The sequence below is a fragment of the Rossellomorea aquimaris genome (genome assembly GCF_000935355.1).
Lineage (GTDB): Bacteria > Bacillota > Bacilli > Bacillales > Bacillaceae_B > Rossellomorea > Rossellomorea aquimaris_B.
The window spans coordinates 116,653-133,130 of the sequence record NZ_JXZC01000001.1; the positions used below are offsets into that span (position 1 = coordinate 116,653).

Annotated in this window: 18 protein-coding genes; 14 read left to right on the plus strand and 4 right to left on the minus strand. The window is 40.2% G+C overall.

The features are described 5' to 3' along the window. Positions 1 to 153 precede the first annotated feature (153 nt). On the plus strand, positions 154 to 996 hold the full coding sequence (locus TV75_RS00630; RefSeq protein ID WP_044336497.1) for a DegV family protein: 843 nt from the start codon (positions 154 to 156) through the stop codon (positions 994 to 996). An 85-nt stretch (positions 997 to 1,081) separates the two neighbouring features. Here the strand turns inward: TV75_RS00630 and TV75_RS00635 are convergent, their stop codons facing one another. After that, positions 1,082 to 1,567 (minus strand): PCYCGC motif-containing (lipo)protein, encoded by a 486-nt coding sequence (locus TV75_RS00635; protein ID WP_044336500.1) that lies wholly within the window; start codon positions 1,565 to 1,567, stop codon positions 1,082 to 1,084. A gap of 231 nt (positions 1,568 to 1,798) precedes the next feature. Here TV75_RS00635 and TV75_RS00640 point away from each other — a divergent pair, with 231 nt between their 5' ends. From TV75_RS00640 to TV75_RS00650, 3 genes are all read left to right on the plus strand, one after another. Beyond that, complete coding sequence (locus tag TV75_RS00640) at positions 1,799 to 2,776, plus strand: nucleoside hydrolase (RefSeq protein WP_044336502.1); 978 nt, start codon at positions 1,799 to 1,801, stop codon at positions 2,774 to 2,776. 119 nt (positions 2,777 to 2,895) lie between these two features. Continuing rightward, a complete protein-coding gene (locus tag TV75_RS00645; RefSeq protein WP_044336504.1) occupies positions 2,896 to 3,726 on the plus strand; it encodes an SGNH/GDSL hydrolase family protein in 831 nt (276 codons plus the stop codon). Further along, entirely contained in the window at positions 3,723 to 4,310 is a 588-nt protein-coding gene (locus tag TV75_RS00650; protein WP_044336507.1) for a YpmS family protein, read from the plus strand. The genes TV75_RS00645 and TV75_RS00650 overlap by 4 nt, the downstream gene beginning before the upstream one ends. A gap of 63 nt (positions 4,311 to 4,373) precedes the next feature. Here the strand turns inward: TV75_RS00650 and TV75_RS00655 are convergent, their stop codons facing one another. After that, on the minus strand, positions 4,374 to 5,114 hold the full coding sequence (locus TV75_RS00655; protein WP_044336509.1) for a DUF4397 domain-containing protein: 741 nt from the start codon (positions 5,112 to 5,114) through the stop codon (positions 4,374 to 4,376). A 327-nt stretch (positions 5,115 to 5,441) separates the two neighbouring features. On the opposite strand from TV75_RS00655, the gene rsgA reads away from it, so the two are divergent. From rsgA to TV75_RS00675, 4 genes are all read left to right on the plus strand, one after another. Next, positions 5,442 to 6,467: a ribosome small subunit-dependent GTPase A gene (gene rsgA, locus TV75_RS00660; RefSeq protein WP_253275448.1), complete on the plus strand. Its 1,026-nt coding sequence runs from the start codon at positions 5,442 to 5,444 to the stop codon at positions 6,465 to 6,467. 241 nt (positions 6,468 to 6,708) lie between these two features. Further along, on the plus strand, positions 6,709 to 7,197 hold the full coding sequence (msrA, locus tag TV75_RS00665; RefSeq protein ID WP_253275449.1) for a peptide-methionine (S)-S-oxide reductase MsrA: 489 nt from the start codon (positions 6,709 to 6,711) through the stop codon (positions 7,195 to 7,197). After that, positions 7,190 to 7,612: a peptide-methionine (R)-S-oxide reductase MsrB gene (gene msrB / locus TV75_RS00670; protein WP_044336512.1), complete on the plus strand. Its 423-nt coding sequence runs from the start codon at positions 7,190 to 7,192 to the stop codon at positions 7,610 to 7,612. The genes msrA and msrB overlap by 8 nt, the downstream gene beginning before the upstream one ends. Positions 7,613 to 7,720: 108 nt before the next feature. Beyond that, positions 7,721 to 8,221 carry a PTS sugar transporter subunit IIA gene (locus tag TV75_RS00675; protein WP_044336514.1) on the plus strand — a complete coding sequence of 167 codons (501 nt, stop codon included), beginning with the start codon at positions 7,721 to 7,723 and terminating at the stop codon, positions 8,219 to 8,221. Between the two features lie 208 nt (positions 8,222 to 8,429). Here the strand turns inward: TV75_RS00675 and TV75_RS00680 are convergent, their stop codons facing one another. Next, entirely contained in the window at positions 8,430 to 9,008 is a 579-nt protein-coding gene (locus tag TV75_RS00680) for a DUF502 domain-containing protein (protein ID WP_044336516.1), read from the minus strand. Positions 9,009 to 9,172: 164 nt separating this feature from the next. Between TV75_RS00680 and TV75_RS21305 the strand changes: the two genes are divergently transcribed. Next, positions 9,173 to 9,313, plus strand: coding sequence for a YjcZ family sporulation protein (locus tag TV75_RS21305; protein ID WP_082051089.1), 141 nt, complete (start codon positions 9,173 to 9,175; stop codon positions 9,311 to 9,313). Between the two features lie 64 nt (positions 9,314 to 9,377). Here the strand turns inward: TV75_RS21305 and TV75_RS00685 are convergent, their stop codons facing one another. After that, positions 9,378 to 11,159 carry a methyl-accepting chemotaxis protein gene (locus tag TV75_RS00685; RefSeq protein WP_172655600.1) on the minus strand — a complete coding sequence of 594 codons (1,782 nt, stop codon included), beginning with the start codon at positions 11,157 to 11,159 and terminating at the stop codon, positions 9,378 to 9,380. Positions 11,160 to 11,501: 342 nt separating this feature from the next. Here TV75_RS00685 and TV75_RS00690 point away from each other — a divergent pair, with 342 nt between their 5' ends. From TV75_RS00690 to ablB, 5 genes are all read left to right on the plus strand, one after another. Then, positions 11,502 to 12,809 (plus strand): aspartate aminotransferase family protein, encoded by a 1,308-nt coding sequence (locus tag TV75_RS00690; RefSeq protein ID WP_044336519.1) that lies wholly within the window; start codon positions 11,502 to 11,504, stop codon positions 12,807 to 12,809. A 2-nt stretch (positions 12,810 to 12,811) separates the two neighbouring features. Continuing rightward, a complete protein-coding gene (locus tag TV75_RS00695) occupies positions 12,812 to 13,510 on the plus strand; it encodes a 3-oxoacid CoA-transferase subunit A (protein ID WP_044336521.1) in 699 nt (232 codons plus the stop codon). Continuing rightward, on the plus strand, positions 13,489 to 14,154 hold the full coding sequence (locus tag TV75_RS00700) for a 3-oxoacid CoA-transferase subunit B (protein ID WP_044336524.1): 666 nt from the start codon (positions 13,489 to 13,491) through the stop codon (positions 14,152 to 14,154). The genes TV75_RS00695 and TV75_RS00700 overlap by 22 nt, the downstream gene beginning before the upstream one ends. An 11-nt stretch (positions 14,155 to 14,165) precedes the next feature. Then, entirely contained in the window at positions 14,166 to 15,431 is a 1,266-nt protein-coding gene (locus TV75_RS00705) for a peptidase (protein WP_044336526.1), read from the plus strand. A gap of 193 nt (positions 15,432 to 15,624) precedes the next feature. Further along, the gene (gene ablB / locus TV75_RS00710; protein ID WP_044336528.1) at positions 15,625 to 16,458 is read left to right on the plus strand and encodes a putative beta-lysine N-acetyltransferase; all 834 of its coding nucleotides are present in this window, start codon (positions 15,625 to 15,627) and stop codon (positions 16,456 to 16,458) included. Positions 16,459 to 16,478 lie beyond the last annotated feature (20 nt).

Here is a 16,478-nt window from a genome sequence, read left to right on the forward strand (position 1 = left end):
CTTTAGCGTGAAGGATGCGTGGGGCCACTCCTTTTTATTTGGGAATTATACCATCCAGTTAGATTGCAAGGTGAAGAAATCCCTGCTATCTATTTAAATCCGCAGCATTTAGCGATATAATACTATTGATATGGGAGATAGGATGTGGCAAAAATGACCAAAATAAATATTGTAACAGACTCGACGGTGGATTTATCCGATGAGGTCGTAAAAGAACTTGATATTCATGTAGTTCCTCTTTCCATTTCAATCGATGGAGAAACGTACCTAGATAGAGTAGATCTTTCACCTATAAGCTTTCTGGAGAAGATGAAAGCTTCCAAGGAATTACCAAAAAGTTCGCAGCCACCAGCAGGAACATTCGTTGAACTTTATGATGAATTAGGAAAAGATGGTTCGAAAGTTTTATCCATACATATGACTGGTGGGATGAGTGGGACGGTTCGCTCAGCGGAATCGGCTGCTGAAATGTCTTCATCAGATGTTACGGTTGTGGATTCACGTTTCATTTCCAAGGGACTGGCTTTCCAGGTGATTGAAGCTGCTAAGCTTGCAAAAGAGGGTAGATCACTTGAAGAAATCCTTGTTGCCCTTGAAGAAATTCGTCAAAATACAAATTTATTTGTTGTTGTTGATACACTTGAAAACCTGGCAAAAGGCGGTAGAATCGGAAAGGGACGGGCAATGATTGGTTCCCTGCTAAATATTAAACCGATAGCTTCATTAGAAGGTGGCGAGTATACACCTGTAGCCAAGGTCCGTAGCCATTCACAAGTGGTTAAATACTTAACGACACAGTTCTTGGAAGATGTGAAAGGAAAAACTATACGGGGCGTAGGACTTGTCCATGCAGATGGACTGGAGCTTGCTCAAAATCTTAAGGCTAAGATCATTGAGAAAACAGGTTACGATCAAATCGATATCGTTCCGACAACACCAATCATCAGCACACACACTGGAATTGGTGCAATAGGATTTATGTATTACACGGATTGATTTATGAGCAAAAGGCGAAAGGGGATTTTCCTTTCGTCTTTTTTATATAGAAAAAGACAGCAGGATCTTCTGCTGTCTGCATTCATTATGAGGGCATCGGCGTTGGAGTAGGCTTAGCGTACCCTTCTTTATATTGTTCATCAATGAAGTTCCTGATTTGTTTGATGGATTCACCATTCTTGTACTTCACAATGGATTCAGCCGCAATTTCCAAGCATACCTGACATCTCGTACCATGATCATCCCAAACCACTTTTTCCCCTTTTATTTCGTAAACAAAGCAATTCAGATTGCTCTTATGTCCAGCTGAATCACCGCACCCGCAATAACAAGGGATATATTGTAACAGCTCATGGTTTTTAGCAGCCGAAGAATAAATAAGCTTCATATTGTCATCTTTTTCGTCAAGGAAAGACGGAAGTGTATCAACGGAAGCGGTTTCTTCCCGAATGTCCCCATTAGCGGCTGTATGATCATGGTGAGCTTCCTCTTCCTGATTGCTTGAACAACCGGCAATAATACCTAATAAACCTATAACGAGAGTGAAATATAATAAGAGATTTTTCTTCATACGTTCACCTTTCCTATTAGTTTGTACATGTATTGTACCATTTTAATAAAGCAGGTTCGTACCATTTCTTGATGATTTAATGAATCTTCTTGCGTCCTCATAACCAAATCAATCATATCATAGAAATATAATAGGTAAGAAAGCTCAGTCTGATCTCATCAAGGGATTGATCAAATTGCCTGACGATTCTTCCTTATTATGTAGAATATATATGAAAGGAAGTGTCCGAACTTGTATCCTAAGAAGAAGGTATTGGTGATATCAGACTTTGGAGTCGATGATATTGTTGCAGTCTTATATGCTTATTATAGTGATGCGATTGAAATAGTGGGAATTGTTTGTGACTATGGAAATGTCTCCAAAGCGAGTGCATTGAAAAACGTCAAATACCTTCAAAGTATCACTGGGATAACCGATATCCCTGTCATCGGGGGGGCGGTCTCTGCTTTAACGGGTGCACAACCTCAATTCTTTCCCGAGGTTCATGGTATAGCCGGGTTAGGACCCATCATCCCTGATCAGATAGAACTTGATAGCTCTGAAATCAGTGAGAATTTCTATGAAATCAATGCACTAATTGATAAGTATGCCGGAGAATTGTATATATTCTCTGCCGGACGATTAACTTCCTTAGCAACAGCCTTTGTCCTGTATCCAGAAACCATGAAAAAAGTGAAGGAATTCTATGTAATGGGAGGAGCATTTCACGTACCAGGAAATGTAACCCCGACTGCAGAAGCGAATTTTTATGGAGATCCTTATGCAGCGAATATCCTGATTCAACTCGCGCCCAAAAAAATCCATCTCATTCCATTAGATGTAACCATGTATGCACTCATTACACCGGCCATGATTGATTCACTTCATGATTACTATATAAAAACAAATGACAAGGTCGGGCAGATCATTAAGCCGATGGTGGATTATTATTATGAATTCTATAAAGAGACGTACCCTGATATCTCGGGGAGTCCCCTGCACGACCTATTGGCCATTTGGGCTCTTGCCGATGGGGATAAAATGATGTTTGAAGAGGTTCCTATCCGGGTTGCCGTCAATACAGGATGCACTTTTGGTCAGAGCATAGGAGATTTTAGAAAGTCAACAGAAAAAGCACCATGGCGGGTTCATAAAATCGCGAAGCAGTTCAACTATGGACAGTTTATATCAGAAGTATTCGCTACATTAAAATCAGGTAGCAGCCGTTAGTTCATTATAGTAGAAAACATGTCACATAGGTTTACATGTTCATAATGATTTGTTTACAAAGGTTTCATGACTAAACAAGCGTGATATAATAATATTAAAGTGCAAGCGAGGTGACGTAAATGAAAAAAATAACGATTCTCATGCTCGCTTTTGTTTTTTTCCTGTCAGGCTGTTCGTTAGAAGATGCTGCTAAGCATATTACAAGAGAAGTATCCATGTGGGATAAAGATAATCCGAACGAAACCTTTATTCCGAAAAACTTAAAAGTTGTTTCAGTTGGAGATTCACTAACTCAAGGTGTAGGAGACAGCACGAAAAAGGGTGGATATGTACCTTATTTAGAGAAACACCTGGAATCATTGGATGGGGTAAACGACGCGCAATTTCATAACTACGGGGTAAGAGGGAACCGTACCGACCAATTATTAAAAAGGTTGAAAAAGGAAGATGTGAAAAAATCGATTGAACAATCCGATTTAGTCATGATCACGATTGGCGGAAACGATGTTATGAAAATTTTCCGTGAAAATTTATCCCACTTGAAATTAGCAGTTTTTCAAGAAGAGAAACGACAATACCAATTACGGTTAAAAGAGATTATCGAGACGATCAGGAGCTATAACCCAGATGCAGGAATCGTCCTTGCAGGGTTGTATAATCCATTCAATACATGGTTCTCTGATATTGAAGAAGTCAACCAGGTCATTCATGATTGGAATGATGCCAGCCAGGAGATTCTTTCAAATTACGATAAAACCCTATTCGTTAAGATAGAGGACTTATTTATTGATGCAGGTGATACATTGTTATATGAAGACTACTTTCATCCAAATGATGAAGGATATAGAATGATAGCAGATCGTATGTTTACAAACCTGACAAACGGGGAAACATTAGCAACATTGACAGATAGAAAAGATTCTGTTGAGGAAGAGGAGCAGCCGTCATGAAGAACAAATGGAAGGTAGGTTTTTTTGTTCTTTTAGGAGTGGTATTAATTGGATCAGCCATCATTGTTTCAATGATTTTTATGCCGATAAAAGATGATACACTGCCTAAAAACAACGAAAATCCCAACCAGGAAGTAGGATTTAACGTTAATACAAATAAGAAAGATCTTAATCTCATTATTGAGCATTATATTGAAGAAGAAGGAATAAAGGGACCTGTTGATTATAATGTTCAACTAAAAGATGATGTTGAATTAAAAGGGTCTGTACCCGTTTTTACATCAAACATTGATTTTAAATTGGATTTTGAACCTAAAGCATTGGAAAATGGAGATATATTATTGAAACAGAAATCAATCTCTGTAGGATCACTGGATCTGCCTGTTCCCTATGTAATGAAAGTGATGAGAGATTCATATAACTTTCCAGACTGGGTGAAAATTCAACCCAATGATGAATTAATATACGTTTCCCTGCAGGAAATGGAACTTAAAAGTGATATAAAAGTAAGAGCAAATGAATTTAATCTGAAGGATGATAATATTTCTTTTCGATTGTTAGTCCCTGTAGACCGTGCTCAATAAAGAAAGGTGGCCTCCTAGTGGAAGCCACCTTTCTTATTGATTGACTCCTGGAATTGGATATTATTACCCTTTTAACAGGATTGCCTCCAGCTCCGGTGTTCCATTGGCTAATCCAACTGCTACAATAGTGTAAGCTTGATTAGGGTTTAATTTTACATTTGGAACACTCAGGACGCTGTTTTTGCTTCCTGCCACCCTTGCCTCGAGATTGACCGTCATTGGAGTTAAACCAAGATAGTCGGTAGCTTGTTTGAAGGACACATTTGGAAAAACGACATCTCCGCCTTTTACGGCAATATCAACTGCAGGTGCGTCTGGTGAAAGATGAATGAATTTAACCTTTGTTTCCCCATTTGGAACCGTAGGATCATCAATAAATGGCAACAGTTGCAGTTTATTAAGGGTACCTACAGCTGCCAGTGTGTAAATCTTACCTGGATCAATCTTCACTTTTTTACTTATAACAGTCGTCACACTTGTACCTGCTGGATAAACATCAATATGATATTTGCCAGCCGGTAATGTTAAATAGTCACTCACATCTTTAAAGGCCACATCCCGTAAAACGCGTTTTGCATTTACATATACATCTACATTGGGAGCATCCGGTACTGCATGTAAAACGCGAACATACGAAGGCTGGGTGGATGTAGTCATATCAGCGCGCTGTGCTTGTAAAGCCAGCCTCATGTATTTTAAATGTTTTTGATAGTAATGAATATGCATGGATGGATCTGTGTATTTATAATAACCGGATAATAAGTCATACATCGCTGCTTTATTCAAATAATCGTGTTGGCTCATCCGTATCTCTCCTTTATCTTTATTAACACAATAGATTATGCGGAGGAGAAAAAATGGTGAAAGAACCTATTTTTTGAATAAATCAGAAATATCTCTTGCGTTATAAAAGAAAATAATGGATAATATAATTAATAATTGAGAAAGTGGGTGATGACATATGAACTTATTATTGATTTGTGATACTAGTAAACTATATACGTTTCAAAATGGTTCTGCGCGTCAACTCACTTTAAACGGGATAATCTGATTTTTTTCTTTCATTTTTGAGGAAATCCGTTGGCGTGTAGAACTCCGCAACGGATTTTTTTAATTTTGGGAGGAACTGAATTGAATAGTAGAGAAGAAGTATTTGAAATGATGAAACACTTCGAGGAAGAAGGATATATGTTAGGAAGGGTTGTGACCGAGCAGAAGGGAGCCTTCATGGTCATGACCAGAACAGAAGATCTATTAAGTAAAATATCGGGGAAGCTCAGGTTCCAAACGGTTAAACGTGAAGATCTTCCAGCAGTAGGTGATTGGGTTCTCCTGAGCGAAGAAGGAGCAATCATTGAAAAGGTCCTGCAGAGAACAAGTAAATTTTCAAGGAAAAAGGCAGGAGAAGAAGCGGAGGAGCAAATCATTGCCTCGAATATAGATACCGTTTTTATTCTTTCTTCATTAAATGATGATTTAAACAGTAAACGGATGGAGAGATATTTGCTTCTGTGTTGGGAAAGCGGGGCAAATCCCGTTGTCGTTCTTACCAAATCTGATACATGTGTGGATATTGAAGAGAAAAAGAGAGAAGTTGAAAACAAATTGCTCGGAGTTAAAGTGTTAGCCATAAGTTCTGTGAATCATGAAGGGATTGAGGAACTGCATCCCTATCTGGAAAAGGGAAAAACGGTCGCGCTGGTCGGTTCTTCAGGAGTGGGTAAGTCCACCCTGACCAACCTCTTAGTAGGAGACGACGTGCAGAAGACCAAACAAATTAGGGAATCAGATGATAAGGGTCGCCATACGACAACACATAGAGAGTTATTCTTATTGGACAGTGGGGCTTCCATCATTGATACGCCCGGTATGAGAGAGATACAACTTTGGCAGGGGCAAGAAGGATTATCCACGCAATATAACGATATCGAGGAATTGGCACTTCAATGCCGATTCACCGATTGCCGTCATGTGGATGAACCTGGTTGCAAGATTAGAGAAGCGATTGCCGAGGATTCCCTTTCTGAGGAACGATTCGAACATTATCAGAAATTGCAGAGGGAAATCGCCTACATGGAGAGAAAAGGGAATAAGCGATTGGAATCATTAGAACGTAAGAAGTGGAAGAATGCTGTTAAACAAAGAAAACTTAAATAGTGGAAAGAGGATTGACCCCATGGTCAGTCCTCTTTATTTCTATTCTGAACAGTTCCCTAAACGGCTTTTTCCACTCTCCTTAACCAATTGAACAAGCTTTAAATTTTACCTTTGTAACTTAAATGCGTTAAAATCTCATACAAAGGGAATAGTGAAAGAGAATGAAGTTGAAAGGATGATGAGCATGTCAGGAGCTTCGAATTATCAGAAAGCTACATTTGCTGGGGGTTGTTTTTGGTGTATGGTGAAACCGTTTGATGAACAGCCTGGAATTGGTAGTGTCATATCAGGGTACACCGGAGGAACCGTTCCGAATCCAACCTATAAAGAAGTATGCTCAGAAACGACAGGTCACTATGAGGCCGTTCAAATTGAATACGATGCTTCCCTGTTTCCTTACGAGAAACTATTAGAAGTGTATTGGCAACAAATCGATCCAACCGATCCCGGTGGGCAATTCTTTGACCGTGGACATTCGTATAAAACGGTCATTTTCTACCATAACGAAGAGCAAAAGAAGCTGGCAGAGGAATCTAAAAAGGAACTTGCAGTGTCAGGCAAGTTTCAAAAGCCGATTGCAACACAGATTTTACCCGCGGATGAATTTTATCCTGCAGAGGAGTATCATCAGGATTATTACAAAAAGAACCCTGCACATTATAATCGATACAGCAGAGGATCTGGAAGAGCAGCGTTTATTGAAAATCATTGGGGGGAAAAGAATGAGTAAAGAAGATTTAAAGAAAAAGTTAACTCCTGAACAATATGATGTTACCCAAAACAACGGGACAGAACCACCATTTAGAAACGAATATTGGAATAAGTTTGCAGATGGAATTTATGTGGATATCGTCTCAGGCAAACCTCTTTTTAGCTCCAAAGACAAGTATGATGCCGGTTGCGGCTGGCCAAGTTTTACAAAGCCAATTGATGAAGAGGAAATTTTAGAAAAAGAAGATCGAAGTCATTTTATGGTACGAACGGAAGTGAGAAGTATGGAAGCCGACTCTCACCTGGGTCATGTATTTAATGATGGACCTGGACCAACCAAGCTTCGGTACTGTATCAATTCAGCAGCTCTACGATTCGTCCCGGTAGAAGAGCTCGAAGAACAAGGATATGGGAAGTACAAAAAGTTATTTTAAAATAATGAATTGTTGTGAAACCCTTCACATATGTGCTAAAATAGACTTCTCATGTTTACAATGAGTTACATATGTGTATATAAAATATAAATAGGAAGGTGAATGATTATGTTAAAAAAGCTTTTTGGAAAAAAAGAAGAAGCGCCAAAAACCGTTAGTGCAGTTGCACCTTTAACGGGTACATTAAAATCACTTGAAGAGGTTCCAGACCCGGTTTTCTCTCAGAAGATGATGGGAGATGGAATTGCAATCGATCCGACAGAAGGTAAAGTCGTGTCACCTGTAGACGGGGAGATTATGCAGCTTTTCCCAACAAAGCACGCAGTAGGCATCAAAGCGAAAAACGGTGCTGAAATTCTTATCCACATTGGACTTGAAACAGTATCAATGAGCGGTGAAGGCTTTGAAGCACATGTTTCAGAAGGGTCAAAAGTGAGTATGGGAGATGCATTAATTACGTATGACTTAGACCTTGTGAAAGAAAAGGCAAAAAGTACCATCACACCAATCATCATAACAAATGGTGATGACATGGCAGAGCTCGTGAAAAAAGAGCTAACTTCTGTAACAGCAGGACAAGATCAGGTATTTGAAATTTCATCTAAATAATTTAGTAGGAAAGGACCGGATTGATTGCCGGTCTTTTTTTTGAGGAATGGCCGTCGCACCTGCTAGAGGGTAATGGATCAATTAACGAAAGAAAATAGACCAAAAAGGAAATATCCGACTAGCCTGTAGCTATTACCTAATAAACTCTCTTTCTAAAGCCCCGTCCGAACAACGACACAACGTTTGTTTCTAGTCAACATAACAACTATTACTCCTTCTTCGTCGTCATTCCACCCGATAAGATAAACTTCATCGCTTCTTCAGATTTAATTTCCAGTATTTCAATATCAGTTTTAGGAATCAAAAAAGTGACCCCGGCTACTTGAAAGGTTTGTGGTACGTATACAGCCACGTGATCTTGCAGGTCATTATGCAGGTCTGCGAGGTTCTCTGTTGTGATAAAGCCCAGGCATTTCATCGCTGTACCAGGCATTTTGATGAGAGCCACTTTGGAAAAGGATTTCTTTTCTCCTAAAAAGGAGTGGATGGTATCCTTTATGACCGAGTAAATCGTTTTGACAAAGGGGATTTTGTGTAATAGGACGTCTACTATTCGAATGATCGTACCTGTAAAAAACTTGGTTGAAAGAAAGCCCAGGACGGTCAAGAGAACGATGGTGACCAGAAGTCCGATACCAGGAATATAATTTTCATCGAGGTATGGTTTTAATACATTGCCTAATAAACCGTCTAGAAATAGAAACATTTTATATACAACATAGGCGACCAGGCCAATCGGGACTATTGTTAGAACACCGTTAATAAACGACTTTAAAAACCATTTCATGCTGTCATTTCTCCTATCTTCGGTTTTAACCTACCCCTATTATATAGAAAGGTTAAAGTACAGGAAAGGTGTGTCCTTAAATAAAATAGGCAAATACACAAACCTTTTCTAGGTAAATGACATACAGTGTATTGTAAATAAATATTTCTTGAGGAGTGATAGGTATGAACTATGGTTATGGTTGTGATCCATGTTATCAAGGTGGATATGCTTATCCAGTTGCCGGTTACAATAATTTTGCGTTGATTGTTGTGTTATTCATCCTGTTAATTATTATTGGAGCCGTTTGTTTCTGCGGGAAGTGATTCATGATTTCGAAGTGAATCACGAAAATCAAAAAGAGCTGTCAATTCGACAGCTCTTTTTTTCTTAGATTTTAAAACTTGAAATGAGTTCTTTTAATTTTTCCGCTTGTTGGGAAAGGTCTGATGCGCTTGCTGTTACTTGTTCCATCGCAGCTGATCCTTCCTCAGATGCCGCAGCAGTAGTTTCTGTGTTAGAAGCAGTCGCTTCAGCAATTTCACTGACCAGGGCAAATGAAATGGCGACTTCCTGACTGAGATTAAGGGTTTCCTGGATATGACTAACCATTTCGTCCACTACAACTGTTGTTTTAGTAGTTTGGCTTAAAATATCTTCAAGGGATGCGTTTGTTTCGTTTGTCATTTCGACCCCTGCGATTACCTCTTTCACTCCATCTGAATTCTGCCTAATGATTACATTCACTTCTTCTTGAATACTGTGTACGATTTCGGTTACCCCTTTTGCCGCTTGTCTGGATTGTTCCGCCAGTTTTCTGACTTCATCCGCCACCACAGCAAAGCCTCTTCCATGTTCCCCGGCGCGTGCCGCTTCAATAGCAGCATTCAATGCAAGTAGATTGGTTTGTTCTGCAATGTCAGTAATTGTCCCAATTATCGTTGTAATTTGTGAAGAACGCTGTCCTAACGCCTCAACGGTTTCACTAGTATTTGACATGGTTTCTTCGATGCTCAACATTTTAGATGAGGATGCTTGAACGGTTTTTCCGCCCTTTTCAGCAACTAATCTCATATCACGAGCGGTTTCTTTTACCTGCCCTGCTTGATTGAATAAGAAACGGGCTGCTTCTTCCAAGCTATTCATTTTGTCTAATGAAGCAGACATTCGACTTGTTGTCTGATCGCTTCCAGCCGCAATTTCAGTAGATGTTTCGGCAATGGAGGTGATCGTACGTGACGTTTCTTCGGCTGAAGCGAGAAGCTCCTGACTGCTGGCTGAGACGCTTTCCGCCATTTCCGAAACCTGTTTAACAAGGATTGCAATTCCGGCAATGAGTTGATTAGTATCAGATGCCAGGTCTGCCAGCTCATCTTTGGATTTTACATGAATTCTTTTCGTTAAATCTCCACCAGCGTTCGCAATTTCTAAAATAGAACGACTGATCTTCTTGGTGTTCGTTTTAATGGTATGAGATAAGATGATCCCGAAGAAGATGGCTAGTATAACCGCGAATGCTGATAAGCTAATGGTCACGATCTTCGATAGGTAAACTTGTTGGTTTAGAGAATCAATACGATCATTCAGATCGTTTTGTTGGTCGACTACAATCATATCTACATATGAACGGATACCGTCCAGGTATTTCTTTCCCGTACCCGATTCAACAAGGGTTGCTGCTTCCTCGAGCCCTCTATCCTTCCTTGTCTCGATAACCCGATCAACAAATTGCATCCAGAATCCATATTGGGCTTCGATTTTATCTAATTTATCAAGCTGTTCCTGATCACCCTGGAAGAGAGTAGTCAAGTCTTCAATATGACTCTCTACCTCACGTTTACCATTTTGATAGGGTGCTAAAAATCCTGTTGCCCCTGTAATGACAAAACCTTGTTCTCCTATTTCGATTTCATTTAATACCCTTGATAGATCTTTTACCTTTGTATCAACCTTCATATCGTATGTAATTAAGGTGGTGATTTCTTTTTCCAGCTTCAGCATATTGAAGTAAGAGGTAGAGGCAAGGACTAAAAGGACAATTGTCAATAACCCGAATGCCAAAACCACTTTTCCTCTGATGGTCCGTAAATAAGAAAAGCCCCCTTTATTGCTACTAGATATTTCATTCTGTTTTCTATTTTTTTTTGTCTGTTTATCTTTCGTCTTCTTCACCATTTCCCCTCCTGAAGATAAGTAAAAAGTAGCATCTAAGGATGAACTTACCATTATTTTATACATATAGACCTAATTTATCTAGTGAGTTTATAAACTTTTTGTCGAATTTTTGAGAATCTTAGTATATTTCAATCAATAAATGCGGCTAAGAGAAAAAATGGTCCACTCTTTACAAATTCTCCCGAGGTTTTGCAAAAATCATCTGCATTATTCTTTTTTCTTAAAGAAAAGAAAGATTCCGTTTTTCATACATATGAATAATGGTAGGGAAATCTTTATGCGCAACCAGATGAGCGAATCGAAAGAGAGTACGAATCTGATTCTTTCAGGAGGGGGATTATGCCTCATTCGCATTTAATAAAACCATTGATTGGTGAACACTATCCGACAATTGATTATGGAAAAGGAGTCTATTTGTATGATACCGATGGACGGGAGTATATGGATGCTTGTTCTGGAGCCGTCACGGCAAATGTAGGACATGGCATGGAAGAGATTCTTCAGTCTATTGTGAATCAAGGAAATAAGGTAGCATTTGTGTATCGTTCTCAATTCAGTAATCAGCCAGCCGAGGATTTAGCTAGTTTTCTACATGAGAAGACAGGTTATCCATGGAGTTTCTTCGTGAATAGTGGTTCTGAGGCTGTGGAGACGGCCATCAAGATTGCCATTCAACATTGGCAGGAACAGGGGAAACCGATGAAAAGAAAGATTTTATCGCGATGGCTGAGTTACCATGGTATTACATTCGGAGCCTTATCTGCTTCTGGACACCCATCAAGAAGAGAAAGATTTGATTCCCATCTAGGAGACTGGCCAACGATTGAACCTCCTTATTGTGCTAACTGTCCTTTTGGAAAAACGCATCCATCATGTGATCTTGCTTGTGCTTCTCAATTAGAAACAATGATCAGCAGAATAGGAGCCGACAATATTGCTGCATTTATGGCGGAACCGATCATCGGTGCCGCAGGTGGGGCGATCACTCCCCCAAAAGGTTATTATGAAAGGATAAAATCAATCTGTGAGAGACATGATATTTTGTTTATTTCAGATGAAGTGATGACCGGCTGTGGTCGGACTGGGACTTTTTTAGCTTTAGAGCAGTGGAAAGTAAAAGCCGATATTGTAGCGATAGGTAAAGGGCTGAGCGCGGGATATGCCCCTATTGCTGCGACCCTCATTTCCGACAACGTAATGGACCCGATATTGAATGGATCGAAAGTCATTATGAGCGGTCATACATTCAGTGGGAATCCATTGTCTGCAACAGCAGCACTTGCGGTTCTAAAACTGATTGATTCAGAAAAGATGATTGAAGGTGTCGATCAAAAAGGAACATACTTAAAAAATCTTTTAGAGAAATTAAAAACGGAATTTTCCTTCGTAGCCGATGTAAGAGGAAGAGGTCTGATGCTGGGAATGGAGTTTAATTCCCTTGGTACTCCGTTTACTTCTTCGATTGTTCAAGCGGGGGTTGAATGTGGGATTTTATTGTATCCAGCAGCTGCTGGTATTGATGGGAGGAGAGGCTCTGCCATTATGATTGCCCCCCCATTAAACAGTTCAAAAAGGGAACTCGAGGAGATGGTTAAAAGACTGAGAAGAACCTTTCAACTAGTAGAAGAGAATTGGAAGGAGATCTAATTATGCCCGGTCTTCAGGATAAGAGAAGCAGCTATGAAAATATAAAACATTTTTTTCATGATGAAATGACTTTGATGTTTGGTGGATTCGGAGGGGTTGGGTCCCCTCCTACAATAAGTAAGCATTTATTGGAATGGGGAATGAAGGATATCACGATTATAGGAAATGATACAGGTTTTCCCCATATCGGGATCGGACAATTAGTTGCACAAAACAGAGTAAAGAAAGTGATTGCTTCCCATATCGGATCTAACCCGATTGCCGGTCGATTAATGAGTGAAGGGAAGCTTGAGGTCGAATTCTCACCTCAAGGGATATTAGCAGAGAGAATACGGGCAGGGGGAGTCGGGTTGAAAGGAATCGTAACCGAAATTGGCGTGGATGATCCGTATTTGCATAAAGGAAAACCCATACTGGAGATAGATGGAAACCTATTCTTATATGAAACAGCCCTCGTTGCTGAAGTTGGGGTTGTGTTTGCCAAAAAAGCCGACACATTTGGGAATCTTATTTATGATAAAAGTGCCAGAAATACGAATCCGCTTGTAGCTATGGCCGCAGATATCACAATTGTAGAGGCAGAAGAAATTGTGAATGTTGGTGAATTAGATCCTGAGGAAATCGTCACGTCAGGAGTTTTTGTAGATCATATTGTTTTGTCTAAAGGGGTCGACTGGAAATGGGCATGGGAAACGAATTGAAGGATAAGTTAGCTAAACGTGCGGCTTTGGAAGTGAAAGAGCATATGATTGTAAATTTAGGGATCGGAATACCGTCCCTTGTTCCGAATCATCTTCCCCCGGGGTTTCCTGTTGTATTTCAATCGGAAAACGGAATTATCGGGATGGGGCCTTCACCAGGGGAAGGGAAAGAGGATGAAAATTTGTGTAATGCAGGGGGATTCCCTGTCTCATTGATGAAGGGAGGCTGTTATACAGATAGCTCGATAGCATTTGCCATGATTCGTCGTGGCAAGATTGACCTTACGATTTTAGGCTCACTGCAAGTCAGTGAAAAGGGAGATATTGCAAACTGGATCATCCCCGGAAAAAAGGTACCGGGAATGGGAGGCGCAACCGAGCTTGCATCAAGGGCAAAGAAAGTCATTGTACTCATGACCCATTTAGATAAAAGTGGTGAGAGCAAAATCGTGAGGGAATGTACGCTTCCATTGACGGCCAGGTCTTGTGTCTCCATGATTATTACAGACCGGGCTGTATTCACGATTGAAAATGATCAATTGATTTTGTGTGAAATATTCAATCCTTACACACTTCAAGACATTAAGGAGTCAACAGATGCCCGTTACACATTAAGCTCTTGCTTGAAATATATTCGCTTATAGGAGGGACCCACTTGGAAACTCATAGTCTCATCAGGGAAATCATAGAAGAAAAAAAGAAAAGCACCATTAGATTTCTGCAAAGATTAGTCCAAGAGGATAGTGTGAGAGGAAATGAATCAAAAGCGCAGGCAATTGTAATAGAGAAGTTGCGTAAACTCGGTTTAGAGTTGGACATTTGGGAGATAAACGAAAACGATGTAAAGGATCATCCCTTTTACCGGTGTGATCGAAAGGAATTCAAAGGAAACCCGAACGTGGTCGGGGTGCTGAAAGGCCAGGGTGGTGGAAAGAGTCTTCTACTAAATGGACACATTGATGTCGTACCAGAAGGTGACAGGAAGGATTGGACCTATGATCCTTATGGTGGTTTAATCAAAGACGGAAAGCTTTATGGACGAGGGGCAACGGATATGAAGGGAGGGTCTGTCGCTTTACTACTCGCCATTGAGGTTGTGAAGGAGTTAAAAATCCCTCTAAAAGGTGATATTATCTTTCAAAGTGTGATTGAAGAGGAAAGTGGTGGAACGGGTACCCTCGCCGCATTGATAAGAGGGTACAAAGCAGATGGTGCAATTATTCCCGAACCTACCAATATGAAGATTTTCCCCAAACAGCAAGGTTCCATGTGGTTTCGTCTTAGAGTAAAAGGGAAATCTGCCCATGGAGGAACCAGATATGAAGGTGTAAGCGCCATAGATAAAGCATACACAGTCATTCACTCTCTTCAGCAATTGGAAGTATCTCGAAATCAGAAAGTGGAGGATCCATTATATAGCAATATTCCTATTCCGTTACCGATTAACATCGGAAAAATAGAAAGCGGGAAATGGCCATCCTCCGTTTCTGATTTGGCTGTTATTGAAGGAAGGGTGGGGGTTGGTCCGTGGGAAACCCTCCAAGAAGTGGAAGAGGAGTTTGAAGCTGTAATCTCAAGCCTGAAAGAGGTTGATCCATGGTTTGATCATCATCCAGTGGAGATCGAATGGTTTGGTGGAAGGTGGCAACCGGGCGATCTTTCTTGTGATCACGAAATAGTGGCGAAACTTTGTTATCATGCAAGAGAAGTATTGCAAACCACTCCAATCATTGAAGCCTCTCCATGGGGAACGGATGGAGGAATCCTTTCTCAGGGAGGGAATATTCCCGTTGTCGTATTTGGTCCAGGTACAACCGAGGTGGCTCATGACGCGGATGAATACATCGAATTGGATAGAATTTACCAAACTGCTGAAATTCTTACCTTATTTATTATCGATTGGTGCAATAAACAGTCATAATTTTCTTTTTTAGGGGTATAGGAAAACAAATAGAAAACTATTCGGCCGCCTCAATGTAATTCCCTGAACTTCATAACCTCCACAGAAGGAACAACTCACTTGATTAAATACAGAGTTTGTTCCTTTTTTGTAGTGGTTTGTTTCATAACTTATCCTCTCATTTCATATGTTGGTTAAAAAGGGGCTTATAAGAATGCAAATATACGAATATATAAAACAACCGAAGCTGGAAGCTGCCATTTATAAGGATGGCTATAACAGACGCCTGCGGGTAGATGAGTTTAGAGGGAATCCAGGAATGTTATGGGAGTATGTTAAGAGAGAGACTGAGTCCAGCCTTTATGAAAAGGTGATTGTGAAAGCAAGATGGAATCAATCTCTCTTTTTTTTCGAAAAAGGATTCATATTGGAAGGGGGAGTAAACGCTTACTTCAATGGTGATAAGGCTTTATTTATGAGTAAGTTTTTAACGAATGAAAGAAGAAATAGTTCGTACTGGAGCAAAGAAGACGAAATTCTCCAATCGGTTCAGCAGCTGGATAGTCAAACGGTTATAAGTTCTGAAACGATATTTGTCGCAACTGAGGAGCATGCAGGGCAATTAGCCGATCTGTATCAAGAGGTATTCAAGCTGTATCCTGTACCATTACACAACCCCGACTATGTGAAAGAGTCAATGAAAAGTGGGACAATCTTTGTTTATATCGAGGAGGATGGCAGAATCATAAGTGCCGCTTCTGCTGAAGTGTCTTTATCCTGTAAGAATGCCGAATTGACGGATTGTGCTACACGCTCTTCACATCGAAAGGGAGGATATATGAAGCATCTGATACGAAAGTTAGAGGGGGAATTACTGGAGAGGGACATTTTCTGTGCCTATACGATTGCGAGAGCACTTTCATTTGGCATGAATGCAGTATTCCATCAGCTTGGTTATCGATATGGGGGAAGACTGGCGAACAATTGCATCATCTTTGACAAAATGGAAGATATGAACATTTGGGAAAAAGATTTAAGTGAAATGTAAATGGATAAAGTCCGAGTGGG

Bases quoted from the DNA above. Each gene is read 5' to 3' on its own strand.
- TV75_RS00630 (WP_044336497.1), top strand. From the start codon at position 154: ATGACCAAAATAAATATTGTAACAGACTCGACGGTGGATTTATCCGAT.
- TV75_RS00635 (WP_044336500.1), bottom strand. From the start codon at position 1,567: ATGAAGAAAAATCTCTTATTATATTTCACTCTCGTTATAGGTTTATTA.
- TV75_RS00645 (WP_044336504.1), top strand. From the start codon at position 2,896: ATGAAAAAAATAACGATTCTCATGCTCGCTTTTGTTTTTTTCCTGTCA.
- TV75_RS00650 (WP_044336507.1), top strand. From the start codon at position 3,723: ATGAAGAACAAATGGAAGGTAGGTTTTTTTGTTCTTTTAGGAGTGGTA.
- TV75_RS00655 (WP_044336509.1), bottom strand. From the start codon at position 5,114: ATGAGCCAACACGATTATTTGAATAAAGCAGCGATGTATGACTTATTA.
- msrA (WP_253275449.1), top strand. From the start codon at position 6,709: ATGGTGAAACCGTTTGATGAACAGCCTGGAATTGGTAGTGTCATATCA.
- msrB (WP_044336512.1), top strand. From the start codon at position 7,190: ATGAGTAAAGAAGATTTAAAGAAAAAGTTAACTCCTGAACAATATGAT.
- TV75_RS00675 (WP_044336514.1), top strand. From the start codon at position 7,721: ATGTTAAAAAAGCTTTTTGGAAAAAAAGAAGAAGCGCCAAAAACCGTT.
- TV75_RS00680 (WP_044336516.1), bottom strand. From the start codon at position 9,008: ATGAAATGGTTTTTAAAGTCGTTTATTAACGGTGTTCTAACAATAGTC.
- TV75_RS21305 (WP_082051089.1), top strand. From the start codon at position 9,173: ATGAACTATGGTTATGGTTGTGATCCATGTTATCAAGGTGGATATGCT.
- TV75_RS00690 (WP_044336519.1), top strand. From the start codon at position 11,502: ATGCCTCATTCGCATTTAATAAAACCATTGATTGGTGAACACTATCCG.
- TV75_RS00695 (WP_044336521.1), top strand. From the start codon at position 12,812: ATGCCCGGTCTTCAGGATAAGAGAAGCAGCTATGAAAATATAAAACAT.
- TV75_RS00700 (WP_044336524.1), top strand. From the start codon at position 13,489: ATGGGCATGGGAAACGAATTGAAGGATAAGTTAGCTAAACGTGCGGCT.
- ablB (WP_044336528.1), top strand. From the start codon at position 15,625: ATGCAAATATACGAATATATAAAACAACCGAAGCTGGAAGCTGCCATT.